The 17,101-nt window shown below is 68.7% G+C and carries 13 protein-coding genes; 8 read left to right on the top strand and 5 right to left on the bottom strand.

Features of this window, described 5'->3' with window-relative positions:
• Positions 1–4: 4 nt before the first annotated feature.
• Both QE363_RS16415 and QE363_RS16410 read right to left on the bottom strand, forming a co-directional pair.
• A complete protein-coding gene (locus tag QE363_RS16415) occupies positions 5–1,255 on the bottom strand; it encodes an aspartyl protease family protein (protein ID WP_309696972.1) in 1,251 nt (416 codons plus the stop codon).
• Positions 1,256–1,316: 61 nt separating this feature from the next.
• Positions 1,317–2,837, bottom strand: a complete 1,521-nt coding sequence (locus QE363_RS16410) for an ATPase, T2SS/T4P/T4SS family (protein WP_309696970.1) — start codon at positions 2,835–2,837, stop codon at positions 1,317–1,319.
• 109 nt (positions 2,838–2,946) lie between these two features.
• Here QE363_RS16410 and QE363_RS16405 point away from each other — a divergent pair, with 109 nt between their 5' ends.
• On the top strand, positions 2,947–4,470 hold the full coding sequence (locus tag QE363_RS16405) for a trypsin-like peptidase domain-containing protein (protein WP_309696968.1): 1,524 nt from the start codon (positions 2,947–2,949) through the stop codon (positions 4,468–4,470).
• Positions 4,471–4,561: 91 nt separating this feature from the next.
• The gene (locus QE363_RS16400; RefSeq protein ID WP_309696966.1) at positions 4,562–6,118 is read left to right on the top strand and encodes a hypothetical protein; all 1,557 of its coding nucleotides are present in this window, start codon (positions 4,562–4,564) and stop codon (positions 6,116–6,118) included.
• A gap of 270 nt (positions 6,119–6,388) precedes the next feature.
• On the opposite strand, the gene QE363_RS16395 is transcribed toward QE363_RS16400, so the two are convergent.
• Positions 6,389–7,219 carry a bifunctional transcriptional activator/DNA repair enzyme AdaA gene (locus tag QE363_RS16395; protein WP_405053194.1) on the bottom strand — a complete coding sequence of 277 codons (831 nt, stop codon included), beginning with the start codon at positions 7,217–7,219 and terminating at the stop codon, positions 6,389–6,391.
• Positions 7,220–7,470: 251 nt separating this feature from the next.
• On the opposite strand from QE363_RS16395, the gene QE363_RS16390 reads away from it, so the two are divergent.
• The 6 genes from QE363_RS16390 to QE363_RS16365 all read left to right on the top strand — a co-directional run bounded on the left by QE363_RS16390 (position 7,471) and on the right by QE363_RS16365 (position 12,933).
• Positions 7,471–8,040: a F0F1 ATP synthase subunit delta gene (locus QE363_RS16390; RefSeq protein ID WP_307104613.1), complete on the top strand. Its 570-nt coding sequence runs from the start codon at positions 7,471–7,473 to the stop codon at positions 8,038–8,040.
• A 6-nt stretch (positions 8,041–8,046) separates the two neighbouring features.
• Complete coding sequence (atpA, locus tag QE363_RS16385; protein WP_007406897.1) at positions 8,047–9,576, top strand: F0F1 ATP synthase subunit alpha; 1,530 nt, start codon at positions 8,047–8,049, stop codon at positions 9,574–9,576.
• A gap of 102 nt (positions 9,577–9,678) precedes the next feature.
• Positions 9,679–10,554, top strand: a complete 876-nt coding sequence (locus tag QE363_RS16380; protein WP_309696963.1) for a F0F1 ATP synthase subunit gamma — start codon at positions 9,679–9,681, stop codon at positions 10,552–10,554.
• Complete coding sequence (locus QE363_RS16375) at positions 10,554–11,135, top strand: hypothetical protein (RefSeq protein WP_309696960.1); 582 nt, start codon at positions 10,554–10,556, stop codon at positions 11,133–11,135. Before QE363_RS16380 ends, QE363_RS16375 begins: the two co-directional genes overlap by 1 nt.
• Positions 11,135–12,607 (top strand): F0F1 ATP synthase subunit beta, encoded by a 1,473-nt coding sequence (gene atpD, locus QE363_RS16370; RefSeq protein ID WP_307100383.1) that lies wholly within the window; start codon positions 11,135–11,137, stop codon positions 12,605–12,607. Before QE363_RS16375 ends, atpD begins: the two co-directional genes overlap by 1 nt.
• Positions 12,608–12,681: 74 nt before the next feature.
• On the top strand, positions 12,682–12,933 hold the full coding sequence (locus QE363_RS16365) for an ATP synthase F1 subunit epsilon (RefSeq protein ID WP_007405041.1): 252 nt from the start codon (positions 12,682–12,684) through the stop codon (positions 12,931–12,933).
• A gap of 323 nt (positions 12,934–13,256) precedes the next feature.
• On the opposite strand, the gene QE363_RS16360 is transcribed toward QE363_RS16365, so the two are convergent.
• The gene (locus tag QE363_RS16360) at positions 13,257–15,428 is read right to left on the bottom strand and encodes a primosomal protein N' (protein WP_309696955.1); all 2,172 of its coding nucleotides are present in this window, start codon (positions 15,426–15,428) and stop codon (positions 13,257–13,259) included.
• 48 nt (positions 15,429–15,476) lie between these two features.
• Positions 15,477–16,976 carry a sensor domain-containing diguanylate cyclase gene (locus tag QE363_RS16355; protein WP_309696953.1) on the bottom strand — a complete coding sequence of 500 codons (1,500 nt, stop codon included), beginning with the start codon at positions 16,974–16,976 and terminating at the stop codon, positions 15,477–15,479.
• Positions 16,977–17,101: the final 125 nt, after the last annotated feature.

The following is a 17,101-nucleotide window of genomic DNA, read 5'->3' as shown; positions in this document are numbered from 1 at the left end:
CGGCTCAATAGAAGCGCGCCAGCGTCAGCGAGCGGTCCTGCCCGTCGCAGGTGCGCAGGCGGACGACGGTGCCAGGCTTGCCGACCGTCCAGCGGGCGAGCGGGCCGTCGACATAGTCCTTGGGGATCGGCTGTCCGTCGATGGCGCAGATGGTGTCGCCGTCGCGCCAGCCGGTCTTCGCCGCCGGGCCGCCGCGCATGACGTGCAGCACGCGCAGCCGGTCGCCCGCCACGCCCATCAACAACCCCGCCGTCGAGCGCAGCATGGGCTTGTCCGCATCGGGGCCGGGCGACAGGATCATCCGCCCCGCGCCGGGATCGAGCAGGACGCGGTAACGCTGGAGAAAGCCCGACCCGATCCGTCCCGCCGCGCCGACCGATTCGCTGAACCCCTGCGCGGGTTCGATCCGCACCTCGACCTCATGCGCGGTCAGCGTGCCCAGCCGGACCGTGGGGACGATCGCCAGATCGTTGATGCTGGCCCCCGCCAGCCCGAAGCCGATCGCGGTCGTCGTCGGCAGCGCGGACAGCCGCGCCGCGCGCCATCCCGCCTGGGTCACGGTCAGCGATGATCCGTCCCCCGTATCCACGATCACCGGCGACAGCTTGGCCGCCCCCAGGCCGACCGCGCTTTCATAGACGCGCCGCTCGGTCGAGACGGTCAGCGGCGCCGTCGCCCCGGTAAAGGGCATCCGGCCCGAGGGGATCAGGCGGAAGCGCTTGGCGGCATAGTCGATGTCGAGCGCATGGGCGGCCAGCAGGTCGCGCCCGACCAGCAGGTCGACCGGCGTCGCATCCCCGGTCGCCAGCGCGGGCAGCGGCGCGACCACCACGCCGCCGCCCCTGCGGGTCAGACCGCCCAGCGCCAGGGTGCGCGTCGGCATCCATCCGACCGCCACCGCGCCGCCGATCGCGCTGGCCTCTCCGCCGGGGCGCACCTTCGCCCTGGCGGCGATGGGCGAGCTCTTGGACAACAGGGTGAAGCTGACCCCGGTGTCGAGGATCGCCGAGACGCGCTGCCCGTCGATCGCCATGGCGAAGCGGATCTGGTTGCCGGGGGTCAGCTGAAAGGGGATCCAGCGTTGCTCGGCATCGGGGGCCAGCGTCTGGACCCCCGGATCGCGCGCGGCGGCCGCGACGATATCGTCCGCCCCGGCACCGGGCGTGGCGGGCTTGGAAGCCTGATCGGCACGGGGGACCGCCATCGCGGCGGCCAGCAGGAACGGGACGGGGAGCAGATAGAAGAGGCGAGGCATCGTGCCCCAACGCCTAGCCCAGCCCGAAGCTGCGCGCGCGGGAAATCGCGCGCGTTCGACGTCAGAGGCATGCCTCCAGCAGCGCCTCGTCAAAGCCGTACTGCTTGGCCTTTTCCAGCGTATAGGGGCGCAGGCCCGCCGAGCGGAACTCGCCGATGATCTTGCCGTCGGTGCCCTCGTCCAGATAGGCGAAGGCGAACAGCTCCTGAGTCACGATCACCGGGCCTTCCATCCCGATCACCTCGGTGATGTTGGTCACGCGGCGGCTGCCGTCGCGCAGGCGCTTGACCTGGATGACCAGATCGACCGAGTCGGCGATCTGGCGGCTGATCGCATCCTTGGGCACCTTGATGTCCGACATCATCACCATATTCTCCATGCGGGCCAGCGCCTCGCGCGGGGAATTGGAGTGGAGCGTGCACATCGACCCGTCATGGCCGGTGTTCATCGCGGCCAGCATGTCGAAACATTCGCTCCCGCGGATTTCGCCCAGGATGATCCGGTCGGGCCGCATGCGCAGCGCGTTCTTCACCAGGTCGCGAATCGAGATCTCGCCCTGGCCCTCCAGATTGGCGGGACGCGTCTCCAGCGGCAGCCAGTGCGGCTGTTGCAGGCGAAGCTCGGCGGCGTCCTCGATGGTCAGCACGCGCTCGCCGGGGTCGATCATCTTGGACAAGGCGTTCAGCATCGTCGTCTTGCCCGAGCCGGTGCCGCCCGAGATGACGATGTTGAACCGGCACGCCCCCGCGATCTTCAACAGGGTCGCCATGTCCTGGCTCATCGATCCGCCCGCCGCCATCATGTCGATGGTGATCGGCTTGGCCGAGAATTTGCGGATCGAGATGGCGGTGCCGCGCAGGGACAGCGGCGGCACGATGACGTTGACTCGGCTGCCGTCCTTCAGGCGGGCATCGGCCAGCGGCGTGGTCTGGTCGACGCGGCGGCCGACCGAGTTGACGATGCGCTGCGCGACCTGGAACAGATGCTCCTCGTCGCGAAAGCGGATGGGGGCGAGCTCCAGCCGCCCCTTGCGCTCGACATAGGTCTGCTCGGGGCCGTTGACCATGATGTCGGTGATGTCGGCATCGGCCAGCAATTCCTCGAGCGGCCCCAGGCCGAGCAGTTCGTCGACCAGCACCTTTTCCAGCGCGAATTGTTCGCGCCGGTTGAGCGTCAGCTTCAGCTCGGCTAGCACCTCGCCGATGATCGGGCGGAATTCCTCGGCCAGCTCGTCCTTGCCCAGCGTCGCGGCGGCCTCGGGATCGACGCGTTCGAGCAGGCGGGGGAGCACCTGTTCCTTGATCCGGTGGATCGACGCCTCGAAGCCCTCGCCGCGCGCGGCGGTGCCGTCGACCGGGGCGGCCTGGCGTTCGGCCAGCCGCTGCATCGCATCGGCGGCAGTGGCGGGTGCGGCGCGGGGGCCCTCGGCAAAGGGGGGCGGGGACAGCGTCTGTCCGGCGGCCGCCGAATCGCCATCGGGGCGGGCGGCCGGGCCGGGGCCGTGCATCGGCCGCGCGACGCCGAAGGCGGGGCGGCCCGCTTGCCCGCTTCCCAGACCGTGACGGCGACCGAACGCACTCATCCCGCAATTCCCCATGACATGGCGGGCAGGGGTAAATGGCAAGATTTACCATAAGCCTAACCGATCCCGGTTGCGGGGCATGGAAATGGCGGGATATGGCGCGCAGGACATGTTGAGCCGGTTCGTCCTCGCCCGTTTCCTGCCGCTGATGCTGGCCGTGCTGGGACTGATGCCCGTCGCGGCCGGGGCGGACGACATCGCCGCGACCGCGCGCGGGGTGGTGCGGGTCGTCACCATCGCGATGGTCGACGACCAGGTGGCCGGGTTCGGCCATGGCTCAGGCTTTGCGGTCGCACCCAACCGGATCGTCACCAACGCGCATGTCGTCGAACTCGCCGAGCGCTATCCCGACAATGTCGTGATCGGCGTCGTGCCGTCCGAGGGCAGCAAATCCTATCAGGGCCGGGTCATCGCCTATGACGCGCACCGCGACCTGGCGCTGATCGAGGTCAGCGAGGCCAAGCTGCCGACCGTGGCGCTGTTCACCGGCCCGGTGACCGAGGGGGATCAGGTCATCGCGCTCGGCTATCCGGGCAATGTCGATCTGGCGACCGCGCAGTCGGCCGCCGACTATATCCGTCCGCTCTCGCCCGTCCGGTCGCAGGGTGTCGCCTCGGGCCGCCGCGCGCTGACCGGGATCGAGGTGCTGCTCCACACCGCCAGCATCGCGCGCGGCAATTCGGGCGGGCCGCTGCTCGACCCCTGCGGGCGGGTGATCGGGGTGAATTCGGCGCTGACGCGCGCGGACGACGGCGATTCGACCTTCGGCTTCGCGATCGCCGATACCGAGCTGATGGCGTTCCTCCGCGCCGCCAAGCAGCCCTATACCGCGGTCGGCATGCCCTGCACCTCGATCGAGGAGCGGCTGCGCGAGGACAGCGCGGCGGATGCGCGTGCGATCGCCGATGCCGCCGCCGCCCGGCGCGAGGCCGCCAACACCGCCGCGATCCGTCGCGAGGCCGCGCTGGCCACCGCCCGCGCCCAGGCCGAGCGGTCGCGGGAGAATGTCATGGCGATCGCCGCGCTGCTGCTGGTCGGCGGCGCGCTGGGCATCGGCGCGGCGGGGCTGCTCGAATCGCGCGGTCGACGGCGGCCCGCCATCTGGACCGTGTCGGCGGGCGGAGCGGCGATCGTCGCGGCGGTGGTCGTGTTCCTGCTGCGCCCCTCCGGCGAGATCGCGCTGCCGCCCGAAATGACGACGACGCCCAGCGCGTCGCCGCCGGGCAAGGCGCTGGGCGCGCTGATCTGCACCCTGGAGCCCGATCGCAGCCGAATCACCATATCCTCCACCGCAGAGGCGCGGCTGGACTGGGGCGCGGACGGCTGTGCCGACCGCAACGTCCAGTTCCTGGAAGGCGAGGGCGGCTGGCAGCGTATCCTGGTCCCCGATGACGAGCAGACGGTGACCGTCGCGCGCTTCGACCCCGTCACGCGCCGCTATACCCAGACCCGCTATCTGCTGCCCGCCGCGACGATGGAGGCGATCCGCAAGCTGCGCCAGCCCGCCACCCCGCGCGCCTGCACCCGCGACGATGCCGCGCTCCAGAGGCTGCAGAGCGAACAGGCGCAGATCCGCCAGCAACTGCCGCCGCTTCCCAACGAGAAGCTGGTCTATAGCTGTCGCTCGACCTGACAAAGTCGGGGGCAAGGCCCTATGGGGCTTGCCTCGATCCCCCCTTGCGGTGAGAAGGGGCCTTGGCTGAAGCGGCTTGGGAGGGCCGGGGATGATCCTGGGGGGAATGCGCGCGCGTCGCTGGATGGCGGCGGCGCTGATGATGGTCTGCACGGCGTTTCTGGGCAGTCCGGCACAGGCCGAATGGCGCGAGGCGCGCGCCCGGCACTTCGTCATCTATGGCAACATGTCCGAGGACGCGATCCGCGCGATGGCGACGCGGCTGGAGCAGTTCGACGGCGTGCTGCGCTATTTCTACCATCTGCCCGAGGTCGACGGGCAGGAGAGCAACCCCGTCACCGTCTATGCCGTGGCCAATGTGGCGGCGATCCGTCGGCTGTACGGCAAGGACGGCGATCATGTCGCCGGCTTCTACCAGCCGCGCGCCTCGGGCTCGGTGGCGTTCACCCCGATCCGGGGCGATGGCGACGGCCCCAATGCGCTCCAGCCGCAGATCGTGCTGTTCCACGAATATGGCCATCATTTCCTGTTCGGCAATTCGACCGTCGCCTATCCCGCCTGGTTCTCGGAGGGCTTTTCCGAGTTCGCCAGCACGGCGCGGTTCGATCGCGACGGGGTGATGGTCGGCGTCGCGGCGCAGCACCGCGCCTATGGCCTGCTGGACAGCAGCAAGCTGCCGATCGAGACGCTGTTCGATTCGTCGCGCCGCAAGCTGGGGCCCGCCGAGCTGGATCAGGTTTATGGGCGCGGCTGGCTGCTGACCCATTTGCTGATGTTCGACCCGGCCCAGAAGGCGAAGTTCAATCGCTATCTGACGTTGCTCAACACCGGCACGCCCAGCATCGCGGCGGGCGACCAGGCCTATGGCTCGCTCAAGCAGCTCGACCGGGAGCTGGAGAGCTATCTGCGCAAGAGCCGGATACCGGGGATGCTGATCCCCTATGACCGGCTGCCCAAGCCGCAGGTCGCGGTGCGCGTGCTGAGCCCCGGCGAACAGGCGCTGATCGAACTGCGGATGCGGTCGGATCGCGGCGTCGACCAGACCAGCGCGCGGCAGGTCTATGAGCGCGCCGCGTCGCTCGCGGCCTCCTATCCGCAGGATGCGGTGGCGCAGGGCTGGTTCGCCGAGATGGCCTATGACGCGGGCGAGGATGCGGCGGCCGAGGCGGCGGCGGACCGCGCGCTGGCGGTCGATGCCAAGTCGCAACAGGCGCTGCTCTACAAGGGGCTGATCCATCTGCGCCGCGCCCAGGCCGAGCATAGCAAGGATGCGAAGCGCTGGGGGGAGGCGCGCAGCTGGATCGTCCGCGCCAATCGCGCCGATCCCAATGCCGCCGAGCCGCTGGCGATATTCTATCGCAGCTTCGTGATGGCGGGCGAAAAGCCGCGCGAGTCCGCCGTCCTCGGGCTGGAGCGTGCCTTCCAGCTGGTGCCGCAGGACAAGGGGCTGCGCTTCACGCTGGCGGCGCATGAGATCGGCGCCAACCATATCGATACGGCGAAGGGCCTGCTGCGCCCGCTCGCCTTCGACCCGCATATGCCGCCCGACAATCCGGCTGCGCAGCTGCTGACGCTGCTCGACGCGGGCAATGGCGATGCGGTGCGCAAGGCGCTGGGCGCCATGTCGGGGCAATCGCCCGGCGAATAGGCCTTAGGGCCGATCGACATTTAGCGATGCCTTATCCTTCCCTTGCCCCTCGTCAGAGGGGAGAGGGTTGCGCAGACTTGGTCTTTGCCAAAGCAAAGGCCTAGTCGGAGCTGGGTGAGGGGTGGGCGCTCGCTTGGCGAGCGCGCGAGCCCTTGGGCTCGCTCAACCCCTCACCCAAGCTGCGCTAGCCAGCAGGCTGGCAAGCTTCGCTAACCCTCTCCCCTGTCCAGGGGAGAGGGAGGAAGACGCAATCCTGAATGTCGATCTGCCCTAGCCGCGGGTCCGCCATGCGCCCGCGACCGCCGCGATGAAGGCAGTGTGCCGCGCGGCTTTGGCGAGCAGCGGGTCGGGCGGGGTGGCGGCGGCGACGGCGCTGGCGAGGCGATCGCGGGTCGCCCCTTCCGCCGGGCGGATCGTGGCGGAGGGGAGGGATTGGCGCAGGCCCCCCGCGTCCCCCTCGAAGGCGATCCGCGCCACCCCGCGCGGCGTGACCGCCACGAGCAGCGCGCCCAGCGGGGAATCGACCACCGCCCATTCGATCGTCACGCCCGCGCCGCCGCGCCGCCACTGGCCGGGCGCCATGCCCAGCCGCTGTTCGCTGTCGGCATAGAATCGGCTCGGCCCGGCATAGCCCGCCTCGTACACGGCGTGCGTCACGCTCGATCCGCTCGCCAGCGCCCGCGCGGCGCGGTCGGTGCGCAGGGCGCGGGCATAGGCGGCGGGCGTCACCCCGGTCGCGCGCCGGAACAGCCGGTGGAAATGATGCGGCGCATAGCCGACCCGCGCCGCCAGCTCGGTCAGCGCGGGGGTGCCTTCCATGGCCTCGAGCAAGGCGACCGCCTCGGCCACCGCCTGCCGGTCGCGCGCGACGTCGTCGGGCAGGCAGCGCAGGCATGCGCGATAGCCCGCCGCCCGCGCCGAGGCGCCATCGGCGTGGAAGCGGACATGTTCGCGCCGGGGTCGCCGGGCGGCACAGCTGGGGCGGCAATAGATGCCGGTGGTCTGGACCGCGACGACGAACTGCCCGTCCGCCCGCCGGTCCCTGCGGCAAAAGGCATCCCAGGCGGCATCCGCATCGAAAGGGCGGGGCAAGTCAGTCATTTCAACGGCTTCCGACGATCCCCGGCCTGGGGACGGGGGCATGATAGCAGCGCCGCTGTGGCATACATCCCACGGCTTGCGCCCAAAGCCGTTAAACTTGCGTCACCATCCCGTCACAAGATGCGCCACGCAGCTTGCATCCCAAGGTTCCCGATGCTAACCGCCCGCCAACCCATCGGAGGCGCGTTTTTCGCGCCCCGTTCCCCATGGGGCCAACCCGTTCGTTGTTCGAGGAATTCGCATCCGTGGAGATGTCCGGCGGTACTATAAGCGGCACAGGCGGCATCCAGGCGAGCCTGGGTGGACGTTATGCGCTCGCGCTGTTCGAAACGGCCGTTGAGGGCCGTTCGATCGACACGATCGAGGCGAGCCTCGTGACCCTTCGCGATGCGCTGGCCGCCGACAAGGACCTCGCTGCGCTGACCAAGAGCCCGGTCGTGGCGCGCGGGGCTGCCGTCAAGGCGATCCTGGCGGTCGCCGACACGCTGGGCCTCGACGGCGTGACCAAGAATTTCCTCGGCGTGCTCGCCGAGAATCGGCGCCTCTCGGCGCTGCCGCAGATCATCCGCGCGTACCGCCAGCTGGCCAGCCGCCATCGCGGCGAGGTCGCCGCCGAGGTGACGAGCGCCCACCCGCTGACCGAAGATCAGGTCGCCGCGCTCAAGCAGCAGCTGCGCACCCGCGTCGGTCGTGAGGTTTCGGTCGACCTGTCGGTCGATCCCGACCTGCTCGGCGGGCTCGTCGTCCGCATCGGTTCCCAGATGATCGATAGCTCGATCCGCACCCGTTTGAATGCGCTCGCCAGCGCGATGAAAGGCTGACGTTCCATGGATATCCGCGCCGCAGAAATCTCCAAGGTCATCAAGGACCAGATCGCCAATTTCGGCACCGAGGCCCAGGTCAGCGAGACCGGCCAGGTGCTGAGCGTCGGTGACGGCATCGCGCGCATCTACGGCCTCGACAATGTCCAGGCGGGCGAGATGGTCGAGTTCGCCAATGGCGTGCAGGGCATGGCCCTGAACCTCGAGGCCGATAATGTCGGCGTCGTGATCTTCGGCTCGGACGCCGAGATCAAGGAAGGCGACACCGTCAAGCGCACCGGCACCATCGTCGACGTGCCGGTCGGCCGTGGCCTGCTGGGCCGCGTCGTGGACGGCCTGGGCAACCCGATCGACGGCAAGGGCCCGATCGAGGCGACCGAGCGCCGCCGCGTCGAGGTGAAGGCGCCGGGCATCATCCCGCGCAAGGGCGTGCATGAGCCGGTGCAGACCGGCCTGAAGGCGATCGATGCCCTCGTCCCCGTCGGCCGTGGCCAGCGCGAGCTGATCATCGGCGACCGCCAGACCGGCAAGTCGGCCGTCGCGATCGACGCCTTCATCAACCAGAAGACGGTCAACGCGGGCACCGACGAGTCGAAGAAGCTCTACTGCATCTACGTCGCCGTGGGTCAGAAGCGCTCGACCGTGGCGCAGCTGGTCAAGACGCTCGAAGAGAATGGCGCGATGGAATATTCCATCGTCGTCGCCGCGACCGCGTCGGAGCCTGCCCCGCTTCAGTTCCTGGCGCCGTACACCGGCACCGCGATGGGCGAGTATTTCCGCGACAATGCCATGCACGCGCTGATCGTGTTCGACGATCTGTCGAAGCAGGCCGTTGCGTACCGCCAGATGTCGCTGCTGCTGCGCCGTCCGCCGGGCCGTGAAGCCTATCCGGGCGACGTATTCTACCTGCACAGCCGTCTGCTCGAGCGTGCGGCCAAGATGAACGACGCCAATGGCGCCGGTTCGCTGACCGCGCTGCCGATCATCGAGACCCAGGCGGGCGACGTGTCGGCGTACATCCCGACGAACGTGATCTCGATCACTGACGGCCAGATCTTCCTCGAAACCGACCTGTTCTTCGCGGGCATCCGCCCGGCGATCAACGTCGGCCTGTCGGTCAGCCGCGTGGGCTCGGCCGCGCAGACCAAGGCGATGAAGAAGGTGTCGGGCTCGATCAAGCTGGAGCTGGCCCAGTATCGCGAAATGGCCGCCTTCGCGCAGTTCGGCTCGGACCTCGACGCCTCGACGCAGAAGCTGCTCAACCGCGGTGCGCGCCTGACCGAGCTGCTCAAGCAGCCGCAGTTCAACCCGCTGCCCTTCGAGGAGCAGACGGCGTCGATCTTCGCGGGCACCAACGGCTATATCGATAACGTGCCGGTGGCGCAGGTCGTCCGCTACGAAGCGGCGATGCTCGCTTATCTGCGCAATGATCATGCCGATGTGCTGGCGATGATCCGCGACACCAAGGATCTGGGCGACGAGGCCAAGGGCAAGCTCAAGGCCGCGCTCGACCAGTTCGCGAAGATCTTCGCGTAATTGTCCGTCACCCCGGCGAAAGCCGGGGTCTCGTGCCGCAAGCGCGCGCTCGAGGTGAGAGATCCCGGCCTCAAGCGTCGGGATGACGAAGTGGGAAACTAGATGGCGAGCCTCAAGGCCCTCAAAATCCGGATCAACTCGGTCAAGTCGACCCAGAAGATCACCAAGGCGATGAAGATGGTCGCCGCCGCCAAGCTGCGCCGGGCGCAGGACGCGGCGCAGAACGGCCGTCCCTATGCCGAGCGGCTGGAAACGGTGATGGCCGGCATGGCCGCGCGCGTGGGCGGCGTCGGTGCGTCGCCGTTGCTGGCGGGCACCGGCAAGGACGATGTCCAGCTGCTGGTCGTCGCGACTTCCGAGCGTGGCCTGGCGGGTGCGTTCAACACCAACATCGTCCGCGCCGCGCGCCGCAAGGCCGAAGAGCTGACCGCGCAGGGCAAGACGGTGAAGTTCTATATCGCGGGCAAGAAGGGGCGCGTGCTGAAGCGCTTCTTCCCGGGCGCGATCCTCGCCGATCATGACATGAGCGCGATCAAGGCGCCCAAGTTCGACGATGCGCGCGTCATCGCCGACGACCTGATCGCCCGCTTCGAGCGCGGCGAGTTCGACGTGGCGCACCTGTTCTATTCCAAGTTCGTCTCGGCGCTGGTGCAGGACCCGGTCGCGCAGCAGCTGATCCCGGTGCCGATGCCCGCAGCCACCAAGGCCGAAACCTCGGTCGAGGCGGTCGCCGAGTTCGAGCCGAGCGAGGAGGACATCCTCGACGCGCTGCTGCCGCGCAACGTCGCGGTGCAGATCTTCCGCGCGCTGCTGGAGAACCAGGCCGGTTTCTACGGGTCGCAGATGAACGCGATGGACAATGCCACGCGCAATGCGGGCGACATGATCCGCCGCCTGTCGATCCAGTATAACCGCACGCGTCAGGCCGCGATCACCACCGAGCTGGTCGAAATCATCTCGGGCGCCGAGGCGCTCTGATGCGTCTTGCGCTCCTTCTGGGCCTGACGGTCGCTCTGGCCGGATGCGGCCAGGCGTCCGATCAGCCGAAGGGCGCACCCCGCGCGACGCCGACGCCGCTCGTGACGGGCGGGTGGGCGACCGTGTTTGGCAATGCACCGGAGACGGTCAGCCTGCTCGACCGGATGGGCTTTCGCATGACCGGCTATGTGCCCGTCCAAGGCCAGTACCGCGCGGTCGCGCAAGCCACGCCGATGGCCGATCCGTCGGTGACGCCGGTCAACATGGCCAATCTGATCGTCGAGGGCGATGCGAAGACGCTGAACACGCTTCGCTTCACGCTCGATCTCGTCAATCTCGACTCCAGCCCGTTCGCCAAGACCCAGTTCATCCGCTGGGTGACCAAGCCGATGGATCAGCTGGGTCTGGACGGCAAGGATGCGGTTGCGGCCGCGATCCAGACCGAAAGCGCCACCACCGGCCATCTGACCGGCGCCGATTACCGAGTTACCCGTGACAAGATCGACGGTGGCCGCCGTCTGGTCGTGACCTTTACCCGCCCCGAAGCTATGTCGGGCTCTACCGAACCAAGGAAGCAATGATGGCAACCGCCGCTGAGGACATCCGGCCGACCACGGCCACCAACAATGTCGGCACGATCGCCCAGGTCATCGGCGCGGTCGTCGACGTTCACTTCCCCGATCACCTGCCCGCGATCCTGTCGGCGCTGGAGACGGACAATAACGGCACCCGTCTGGTGCTCGAAGTCGCGCAGCATCTGGGCGAGAACACCGTCCGCACGATCGCGATGGACACGACCGAGGGCCTGACCCGCGGGCAGAGCGTGACCGACACCGGTAACCAGATCCAGGTTCCGGTCGGCCCCGCGACGCTCGGCCGCATCCTGAACGTCGTCGGCGAGCCGATCGACGAGCGCGGGCCCGTCGCCACCGACCTGCGCGCCCCGATCCACGCCAAGGCGCCCGAGTTCGTCGAGCAGTCGACCGAGAGCGCGATCCTGGTCACCGGCATCAAGGTCATCGACCTGCTCGCGCCTTATGCGAAGGGCGGCAAGATCGGCCTGTTCGGTGGTGCGGGCGTCGGCAAGACGGTTCTGATTCAGGAACTGATCAACAACATCGCCAAGGGCCATGGCGGCACCTCGGTGTTCGCGGGCGTCGGTGAGCGGACCCGCGAGGGCAACGACCTGTATCACGAATTCCTCGACGCGGGCGTCATCGCCAAGGATGCCGAGGGCAATGCGATCAGCGAGGGCTCGAAGGTCGCGCTGGTTTATGGCCAGATGAACGAGCCGCCGGGCGCCCGTGCCCGCGTCGCGCTGTCGGGTCTCGCCATCGCGGAATATTTCCGCGACCAGGAAGGCCAGGACGTGCTGTTCTTCGTCGACAACATCTTCCGCTTCACCCAGGCGGGTGCGGAAGTGTCGGCGCTGCTCGGCCGTATTCCCTCGGCCGTGGGCTATCAGCCGACCCTTTCGACCGACATGGGCGCGCTGCAGGAGCGCATCACCTCGACCAACAAGGGCTCGATCACCTCGGTGCAGGCCGTGTACGTGCCCGCTGACGACTTGACCGACCCGGCGCCGGCCACCTCGTTCGCCCACCTGGACGCGACGACCGTGCTCAACCGCGCCATCTCGGAACTGGGCATCTACCCGGCCGTCGACCCGCTCGACTCGACCAGCCGCGTGCTGGAGCCGCGCATCGTCGGCCAGGAGCATTATGAGACGGCCCGTGCGGTCCAGTCGCTGCTCCAGCGCTACAAGGCGCTGCAGGACATCATCGCGATCCTGGGCATGGACGAGCTGTCCGAAGAGGACAAGCTGACCGTCCAGCGCGCCCGCAAGATCCAGCGCTTCCTGTCGCAGCCCTTCCACGTCGCGGAAGTCTTCACCGGCATCTCGGGCAAGTTCGTCCAGATCGAAGACACGATCCGTTCGTTCAAGGCGGTGGTCGACGGCGAGTACGACCATCTGCCGGAAGCGGCCTTCTACATGGTCGGCGGCATCGACGAAGCCGTCGCCAAGGCCGAGAAGCTGGCTCAGGAAGCCTGATGACAGGGGGGACGGCCCGGTCCGTCCCCCTCTTTCCTCTCCCCGGCGGGGAGAGCGATGCGAGATACTAGACCATGCTGCACTTCGAACTCGTCACGCCCGAAAAGCTCCTCCGCTCGGAGGAGGTGCATATGGTGGTCGTTCCCGGCACCGAGGGCGATTTCGGCGTGCTGGAGGGCCATGCGCCCTTCATGTCGACCATCCGCGACGGCGCGATCCAGGTGTACCGCACCGATAAGGGCGAGCCGGAATCGATCCAGATCCGCGGCGGCTTCGCCGAGGTGGGGCCCAAGGGCCTGACCGTGCTGGCGGAGCATGCGGGGTAAGGTTTTTCCTTACCGGGGTTTTGAAACGGTCGTGGCGGAAGCTGCGGCCGTTTTCGTTTGTTCGGGGCGTGGCCTTCGACTTCGCTCAGGCTGAACGGAGCGGGGGTAAGGGGGCTATCCCCAACTGCCGTTCAGCCTGAGCGAAGTCGAAGGCCAAGGGAAAACACCTCCACAGTCGGTAAGCCCCTCCCGCAGGCGGGAGGGGTTTGGGGAGGGCATGGAATCTCGCAGAGACCATCGCTCGCGGCTTTCCCTCCCCCATCCCCTCCCGCCTGCGGGAGGGGCGTGCCCGGGGCGGACGACCTGCTCCACCCCCACAGCGCTCACAAGAAGCTATACGGGTCCACATCCACCGCGACGCGCACTTTGGCGGACCATTCCACCCCGCCCAGCCATTCGCGGATCACATCCTGCACCGCCAGCGCCCGCCGGGCATGGACCAGCAAGCGGAACCGATGCCGCCCGCGCAGCATCGCCAGCGGGGCGGGGGCGGGGCCGAAGACGTGCATGCCCTCGACCTTGGGGGCGGCGCGGGCGATCATGGCGGCGGTCGACTGGGCCGCACCCTGGTCCTCGGACGAGATGATGATCGCGGCATAGCGGCCGAAGGGCGGAGCATCGGCATCGCGCCTGGCCTCGGTCTCCGCCGCGTAGAAGGCTTCGGCATCGCCCGTCACCAGCGCCTGCATCACCTGGGCCTTGGGGCTGTGCGTCTGGATGAAGACATGGCCCGGCTTGGCGCCGCGTCCCGCGCGACCCGATACCTGGCGGATCTGCTGGAAGGTGCGTTCTGCCGCGCGCAGGTCGCCGCCATCCAGCCCCAGATCGGCGTCGATCACGCCCACCAGGGTCAGATTGGGGAAGTGATAGCCCTTGGTAATCAACTGCGTGCCGACGACGATGTCGATATCGCCCGCCTCCATCCGCCCGACGAACTCCGCCGCCTTGGCGGGGGACCAGATGGTGTCGGAGGTGACGACCGCGATCTTGGCCTCGGGGAACAGCGCGGTCGCCTCGTCCGCGATTCGCTCGACGCCGGGGCCGCAGGCGACCAGCGTATCCTCGCCATCGCATTCGGGGCAGGCGCGCGGGGTGGGCAGGACATGGCCGCAATGATGGCAGGCCAGCCGCCGCACCAGCCGGTGCTCAACCATCCAGGCGGTGCAGTTGGGGCACTGGAACCGATGCCCGCAGGTCCGGCACAGGGTCAGCGGGGCATAGCCGCGCCGGTTGAGATAGAGCAGCGACTGTTCGCGCTTCTCCAGCACCTGCTTCATCGCGGCGACCAGCTTGGGCGCGATCCAGCGGCCGCGTTCGGGCGGGTTCTGGATCAGGTCGATCGCCTCGATCGTCGGCATCTGCGCCGGGCCGAAGCGGCCGGGCAGCTTGACCTCGGTATAGCGGCCCAGCGCCACCTGTTGCCGTGTCTCGATCGCGGGGGTGGCGGAGGCGAGGATGACCGGGCAGGGCTCGAACTTGCCGCGCATCACCGCCACGTCGCGCGCATGGTAATGGACGCCGTCTTCCTGCTTGAAGCTGGTCTCATGCGCCTCGTCGACGACGATCAGGCCGAGATTGGCATAGGGCAGGAACAGCGCCGAGCGCGCGCCCACCGTTACCATCCCCTGGCCGCTGGCGATCGCCCGCCAGGCGCGCCGACGCTGCGAGGAGCGCAGGCCGGAGTGCCAGGCCACCGGCTCGCAGCCGAAGCGGTCGTGGAAACGCTTGAGGAACGGCTCGGTCAGCGCGATTTCGGGGAGCAGGACCAACACCTGCCGCCCCTCGGCCACCGCCTGCGCCACCGCCTCGAAATAGACCTCGGTCTTGCCCGATCCGGTGACGCCGTCGAGCAGCACCGGCTGGAAGCTCCGCGCCGCCACGCCCGCGACCAATATGTCCGCCGCCGCACGCTGGTCGTCGGACAGGGTCGGGCGGTGATGATCGGGATCGGGAAGGGGGAAGGGGCTGTCGATATCGACCTCCACCCCCTCGATCGCGCCGTTCTTGACGAGGCCCCGGATCACCGCGTCGGACACGTCCGCCATCGTCGCCAGTTCCCGGATCAGGCCCTGTCGATCGCCGATCCGCTCCAGCGCCTGCGCGCGCTGCGGGGTCAGGCGGTCGGGGACATGGCCGGTGACGCGATATTCGGTGACGGTCCGGGCCCCCTCCAGCGCGGAAGTGGAGGACAGCGCCATCCGCACGACTGCGGCGGGCGGGGCGAGATAATAGTCCGCCGTCCATTCGATCAACCGGCGCAAGGGGGTCGGCAATGGCGGGGCATCGGCCACGCCAAGCAGCGGGCGCAGGCGATTGTCGCCGACCTCGGCATCCGAGGGCATCCGCTCGGGCTCCCACACCACGCCCAGCAACTGGCGGGGGCCGAGCGGCGCGACGACGATCGATCCCGGCTCGACCGCCATGCCCTGGGGAACGCGGTAATCGAGCGGGCCGAGGGCGGAATTCAGGACGAGGACGCGGGCGCGCGAGGACATGGGCCCGCTATATGGGGTTGGCCGGGCCCGAGGAAAGGGCCGAGCGCGTCAGCCCGCCTGTCGCCGATCGTCCTGCCGCCGGTCCCCCTGTCGCCGGTCGTTCTGCCGCCTGTCGCCGCGCCGCCGTTCGCCGACCCGCTCGCGCTTGGCGCCGTACAGGCGGCTGTCGGCGTGATGCATGAAATCGCGCGTCGTCGCGCATCCCGGCGGCAGCGTCGTCAGGCAGACCGTGCCCGAACAATGCATGGTCAGGCCCTCGGCGGTGACGGCGATGATCAGCAGCGCCTCGATCCGCGTCCGGATCCGCTCGGGATCGGCGAGGAGCGCGGGGTCCTGGACGATCACGCCGAACTCGTCACCGCCCAGCCGCGCGACGAAACAGCCGTCCAGCCAGTCGCTGCGCAGCCGCTGGCCGACGACGCGCAGGACCTCGTCCCCGGCGGGGTGGCCGAGCGTGTCGTTGATCAGCTTGAACCCGTCGAGATCGATCAGCACCAGCCCGAGCGGCGTGTCGTTCGCCGACGCCTCGGCGATCGCGGTTTCCAGCGCGCGGTCGAACGCGGCGCGGTTGGCCAGCAGGGTCAGCGCGTCGGTATCGGCGTTGCGGCGAAGCTGGGTCTCCAGCACATGTCGCTCGGTCACGTCCTGGAACATGCCCACCACCCCGCTCGGCCGCCCGTCGAGCATCTCGCGCTCGCCCATCACGCGGACCCGGCGACGCCGCCCCAGCGCGGTGATGAAATCCAGTTCGATGTCGAACGACTCGCCGGTCTTAATGGTCTGCTCGATGGTCGAGCGCAGCTGGTCGCGCGACTGGGGCGGGTAATAGGACAGGCCCTGTTCGACCGTGAACGTCTTGCCCGGCGGCAGTTCGTGGATGCGGTACACCCCCTCGGACCAGGTGGCGTGTCCGTCCGCCAGATCGATCCGCCACGATCCGATCAACGCCAGCCGCTCGACCTGGCGCACGGTATGTTCCTTGGCGCGCAGGTCCTCGGCCTGGCGATCGCTCAGCTCGGCCATGGCGGTGGCCCGGCGGGCGATGGCGCGCGCGGCGATCAATGCCTCGGCCAGCCTGGCGAGATGGCGCAGCGTCCGCTCCCCCGCCGCACTCAGCGACCGAGGGCTGGCGTCCATGACGCAGAGCGAGCCGATCGCCTGGGGCGTGCCGTCCAGGTCGGGAACGCGGATCGGCATCCCCGCATAGAAACGGGTCGCCGCCTCGCCGGTGACGAAGGGATTGGCCGCGAAGCGCGGATCGCGCGTCAGGTCGGGCACCATCATCAGGTCGGGGGCCTCGATCGTGTGGTCGCAAAAGGCGACCTTGCGCGGCATCTCGCTGGGCAGCGGGCCGACCGCCGACTTGACCCAGAAACGGTCGCGATCCGCCAGGGTCAGCGCCGCGACCGGACAGCCGAGCATATCGGCGGCCAGCGAGACCAGCGCATCGAACTCGGCCTCCGGCTCGCTGTCGAGCAGCGCATGAGCCTGGACGGCGGCCATGCGGCGCTCTTCGCGGGAGGGCATGGGCAGGGGATCGACCTTCATGACAGACATTCATAAAAGCAAGTCTTGTCAAAATCTTAAAAATAGATCGGGAAGCGGAGCCTTTATTTGCTCCGAAGCCGTGGGCATCGCCGGGCGGGACGCTGGCGGGCCGGGGGCAGGATGAC

Origin of the sequence: Sphingomonas sp. SORGH_AS_0870, from assembly GCF_031453175.1 — a bacterium.
Classification (GTDB): Bacteria; Pseudomonadota; Alphaproteobacteria; order Sphingomonadales; family Sphingomonadaceae; genus Sphingomonas.
The sequence above is the reverse complement of the archived record's forward strand: the minus strand, read 5'-3'. Positions and strand labels throughout refer to the sequence as shown.